The following is a 4,575-nucleotide window of genomic DNA, read 5'->3' as shown; positions in this document are numbered from 1 at the left end:
ATCCGCACTGGACCTACGACGACCCGCGCTGGCTGGTCAAACACCTACCCGAACATGCCCGCGAGAACGTGATGTTCCGCAACGGGATCGCCACCTACAAGCTGCCGGAGACCGTTCCGGTGCTCGAAGGCCAGGTGCGGGTCTTCTGAGGCTATGACCCGAACGGCCCACACGGCGCGTCGTCGCGTCCGGCCTTCCGCAACAACGCCTTGAGTTGTCGCTGTTCGGTGGGCGTCAGGCGGTCCAGGACCCGCTGATCGGCGATGTGCACGGCATCCTCGGCCCGGGTGAGCAATTCTCGGCCGGCCGCGGTGAGCTCGGCCGGTAGCGCCCGGCCCGCGGTCGCCGTATCGGGCCGGGATACGGCGCCGATGGCCTCCAGGCGGTGCAGCAGCTGATTGGTCGCCTGTGCGGAGACATGGGTGTGGCGGGCCAGGTCGGCGCTGGTGAGCCCGGGATGCAGCGAAATGATGCGCAGGCAGACGAACTCTGCCAGCCCGAGTCCGACGGGAGCGAGAACCGCGGCCACCTCAGGGCGCAGCGTGGCAGCCACGCGGTGCAGCAGGTATCCCAGCGGCTCGCTGTCCGGGGCAGTCATAACTGGAATCCTCACACGGGCTGCCCGTGGCGACCATCCACACCGGGCGCACCGTTTCGCCCACAGCTCAACCAGTTCTCAGCCAGATCTCATTGAATTGTCGCCATGCCGGGCGTATCAAGGAACTTGATACACCTGCCGGGCCGCGTTCCGTCGGTCCGGTGCGATCTGGAAAGGAATGTGTGACATGGGTTTTGGAGGATTTGGCGGCGGCTTTGGTCCGGCGGGATTCGGATTCGGTGGCGGTGGCTGCGGCCATGAAGGGCAGGGCGGTTTCGGCCAGGGAGGGTTCGGCGGACCCGGTTTCGGTGGGGGCTTCGGCGGTGGCTCCGGGCCGGGCTTCGCGCTCAAGCGTGCGGCGATCGGCACCGCGGCACTGTTGCTCGACGGGCCGGCCACCGCCGAGCAGATCGTCGAGCGCACCACCGAAGCCACCGGCGGTGCCATCACCCCGCCGCTGGATATCGTCGAACTCGCCATCGCCGGGCTGGCTGGCCGCGGTGTGGTCACCGTCTCCGACGGTGTGGCCACGCTGACCGAATTCGGCACCCAGCTGCTGGCCTGGCGCGGCGTCACCAGTGAGACCGCGCACGCATTGTTGGGCAAGGTGGGCAAGTTCGCCGACGTGATCAAGATCCGTCACGGCCTGCACGAGGTCGCGGGGCTGGCCCGCACCATCGCGTTCACCGGCACCGACGCGCAGAAGGCCAAGCTCGGTGAGGTGCGGACGAACCTGCTGGCCGCGATCGACGAGGCGAAGAGGGCGCTGCACGGCGTGCTCGCCGAAAGCTGAAAACCCGCGCCGAGACTACGGTTTGTGGTCCGAATCCGCGCGGATCGCCGCAAAAACCGTAGTCTCGGCGTCAGGGCAGCTTGATGGCGGAGACGTACATGTCGACGATCGGCCGGTAGAGGTCGACGTCGTCGAGTTCGCTGCCCAGCACGACGCCCTCGCTGGTCGCGATGAGTACCTGGGCGAACGTTGACGCCGGGATCCGCAGCGTCGCGCCGAGGCGGTCCATGCCGGTGGCGATGAAGGTGCCGAGCGCCTCGACGACCTCTGCGCGTTTGGTGGCCACCCGTTCCCGCGCCTCGGGATTGCGGCGCAGGTAGAGGGTGAACTCGTGTCCCAATGCGGCGTGCTCGGCGCCCCGGTCGCGGCTGAGTTCACGCCAGCGCTTGGCGATCTCGTCGAGTTCGGCCGCCCCGATCTGCGTCGAGTTCGACATCACCTCGGCGAAGTTGTCGAAGTAGCGCCGCCAGTAGCGGTCGCTCACGGCAAGGAACAGGTCCTCCTTCGTGGCGAAGTGCTTGTAGATCGCACCCTTCGTATAGCCCGCTGCGTGTGCGATGTCGTCGAGAGTGGCCGGCGCGAAACCCTTCTCGGCGAATACCTCCTCGGCGGCATCGAGCAGCACTGAGCGCGTGTGCTCGAGTCTGCGTTCTCGGGTCCAGCGCTCGGCCATGACAGAAGTGTGCCACAGAATCTCAGTAACCTATTGGAATCTCAGATACCGTTCAGTATATTTGCATCGGTTGGTCCGCTTGGTTCCGCCGACTGACTCCACGATCGTCGAGGGGAAACCGATCATGAGTGATCTGTCCAGGAAACCTGCCGTCACCGACCTCGAAAGGCACGGTCCGTCGTCGTCCAACGCGTTCAAGATCTGGGCGACCGTCGGCGGCGTGTTTCTGGTGCTGACGGTGTATCTGATCGCCCGGTGGGTCACCGGCCCCTATTTCGAGCCGGTGTCGGGTGGCCCCAGCGAGCCGCCGCTCTACATGAAGATCCCGCTGATCGCCAACGCCGCCGTGCTCTGGGCTGGCCTGCCGTTTGCCCTGTGGTTCTTCATTATTCGGCCATGGGTGCGGGAGAGGCGGATCACCCTCGACGGCATGCTGTTGGTGTCGATGGGCCTGATGATGTTCCAGGATCCGATGCTCAACTACTACAGCACCTGGTGCACGTACAACGCATGGCTGTTCAACCAGGGCTCATGGGCACCGCACATTCCGGGCTGGGTGGCCCACGAGGAACCAGGCCACACCGTGCCCGAACCGCTGCTGACCAATATCCCCGGCTACGCCTACGGCGTCCTGCTGCTGACCATCGTCGGATGCGCGCTGATGCGCAAGATCAAGAACCGGTGGCCGGCGATCAGCAACCTGCGGCTGGTCCTGGTCACCTATGCGATCGCCATCGTCTTCGACTTCGTCATGGAGGGGCTCATCCTCCTGCCGACCGGTTTCTACTCCTACCCCGGCGCGATCCAGGCCTTGTCGATCAACGCAGGCACCTACTACCAGTACCCCATCTACGAGGGCTTCATGTGGGGCGGTGTCCAAGCGGCGCTGTGCTGCCTGCGCTTCTTCACCGATGACCGGGGACGCACCGTGGTCGAGCGCGGAATCGACCGGATCCGGGGCGGTTTCGTCAAGCAACAGTTCATCCGCTTCCTGGCGATCTTCGGCGGTGTCAGCGCATGCTTCTTTCTCTTCTACAACGTTCCGGCGACCTGGCTCGGCATGCACGCCGACGCCTGGCCCGAGGATGTGCAGAAGCGGTCCTACTTCAACCCCGGCATCTGCGGTGAGGGGACCGACCGGCCGTGCCCGAACCCCGATCTGCCGTTACCGACCAAGCATTCGGGATACGTCAACCATGACGGTGAGCTGGTGCTGCCGGACGGGGTGAGCATTGACGGTCAGTAAGTTCCGGCCGATCACCGAAACGGGTTCGCCCGCACCGTACTACCGGGCCGCGGGCCGGGAGGCCGAGACCGTCCTTGCGGCCGCCCGCCGCGGTGCGCCGGTGCTGCTCAAGGGACCCACCGGGTGCGGAAAAATCCGCTTCGTTGAGGCGATGGCGCATGAGACTGGTCGTGAACTCATCACCGTCGCCGGCCACGAAGACATGACATCGGCGGATCTGGTGGGCCGCTTCCTGCTCAAGGGCGGCGAAACCGTATGGGTGGACGGCCCATTGACCAGAGCGGTGCGGGAGGGCGCCATCTGCTATCTCGACGAGATCGTGGAGGCCCGTCAGGACACCACGGTGGTCATCCATCCGCTCGCCGACCACCGGCGCGAACTGTCCATCGACCGGCTCGGCACCACCGTGTACTCGTCCGAAATGGACGATGACGATGACGGACCGGCCGAGAAGAGCTGGATCCTGAAACTGTTCGAGGTTCCCCTCGGCATGCAGGCGCCGGCGAAATTCCTGCGCACGCTGTTCGGAGGCTCCCGCTCCCCCGGAAGCGAGGGTGCCGGCGGCGAGTTGGGGGTCGGCTCGATACGACGGACGTCGCATGCGGGCGTGAATGCGCGCCCGGTGCCGACGGCGATCCGCTTCACCGGTGCCGAGAAGCCCGGTGCGGCACTCGAAGTCGGTGGCGCCATGTACCCGGAATGGGACGTGTTCGGTGACCGGTATCGGGAGGACTGGTGCCGCGTCGTCGATTTCCCGATCACCGCCGTGGTCGACGTCTCGGCCGTCGGGGCGGCACGGGACGCGGTGCTGCGACGCAGGCTGGCCCGCGTCGGTCTCGGCCCGAAAGTGTTGCGTGCCCGGGCCGACGGCGATGACGTCGACGTCGAAGCTCTCATCGACCTGTTCACGGATCTGTGCTCCGGCCACTCACCACCGGAGCACGTCTACCTGGAGCGGCGCAAGCTCGCCCGCAACCTCGGTGTGCTCATCCTCGTCGACGCGTCGGGATCGGCGACCGATGCCGACGGCGACGGGCTGGCCATCCACGATCATCAGCGCCGTGCGGCGGCGACGTTGGGCGAGCTGAGTCCGCGGATGGACGAGTTGTTCCTCAGCGCGTTGGCCGAGCTCGCTGCACCGACCTCTCCGCCGAGACTACGGTTTATGGCCTAGCCCGGATTTTCCGTGAAATGTTGCTTTGGTGGGGTGTAGATACGCGAAAGTGCCTGTCCTGCAAGGAATAATTGGACTTCTCTACGGTTCA

4 protein-coding genes and 2 pseudogenes are annotated in these 4,575 nt (G+C 65.7%); 4 read left to right on the top strand and 2 right to left on the bottom strand.

Features of this window, described 5'->3' with window-relative positions; all coding sequences use genetic code 11:
- Positions 1 to 149, top strand: a pseudogene (locus ACWDTP_RS37610) (amidohydrolase family protein); the annotation flags it as partial.
- Positions 150 to 151: 2 nt separating this feature from the next.
- Here the strand turns inward: ACWDTP_RS37610 and ACWDTP_RS37605 are convergent.
- Positions 152 to 598, bottom strand: coding sequence for a MarR family winged helix-turn-helix transcriptional regulator (locus ACWDTP_RS37605; RefSeq protein ID WP_450028296.1), 447 nt, complete (start codon positions 596 to 598; stop codon positions 152 to 154).
- Positions 599 to 785: 187 nt separating this feature from the next.
- Between ACWDTP_RS37605 and ACWDTP_RS37600 the strand changes: the two genes are divergently transcribed.
- Complete coding sequence (locus ACWDTP_RS37600; protein ID WP_450028295.1) at positions 786 to 1,391, top strand: hypothetical protein; 606 nt, start codon at positions 786 to 788, stop codon at positions 1,389 to 1,391.
- Positions 1,392 to 1,461: 70 nt separating this feature from the next.
- Here the strand turns inward: ACWDTP_RS37600 and ACWDTP_RS37595 are convergent, their stop codons facing one another.
- Positions 1,462 to 2,064 (bottom strand): TetR/AcrR family transcriptional regulator, encoded by a 603-nt coding sequence (locus tag ACWDTP_RS37595; protein ID WP_450028294.1) that lies wholly within the window; start codon positions 2,062 to 2,064, stop codon positions 1,462 to 1,464.
- A gap of 124 nt (positions 2,065 to 2,188) precedes the next feature.
- On the opposite strand from ACWDTP_RS37595, the gene ACWDTP_RS37590 reads away from it, so the two are divergent.
- Together ACWDTP_RS37590 and ACWDTP_RS37585 are read left to right on the top strand one after the other, a co-directional pair.
- Positions 2,189 to 3,310 (top strand): spirocyclase AveC family protein, encoded by a 1,122-nt coding sequence (locus ACWDTP_RS37590; RefSeq protein ID WP_450028293.1) that lies wholly within the window; start codon positions 2,189 to 2,191, stop codon positions 3,308 to 3,310.
- Positions 3,297 to 3,719, top strand: a pseudogene (locus tag ACWDTP_RS37585) (AAA family ATPase); the annotation flags it as partial. The gene ACWDTP_RS37590 and the pseudogene ACWDTP_RS37585, both read left to right, overlap by 14 nt.
- Between the last annotated feature and the right edge of the window lie 856 nt (positions 3,720 to 4,575).

The sequence above is a fragment of the Mycobacterium sp. NPDC003449 genome (assembly GCF_053588415.1).
The sequence above is the reverse complement of the archived record's forward strand: the minus strand, read 5'-3'. Positions and strand labels throughout refer to the sequence as shown.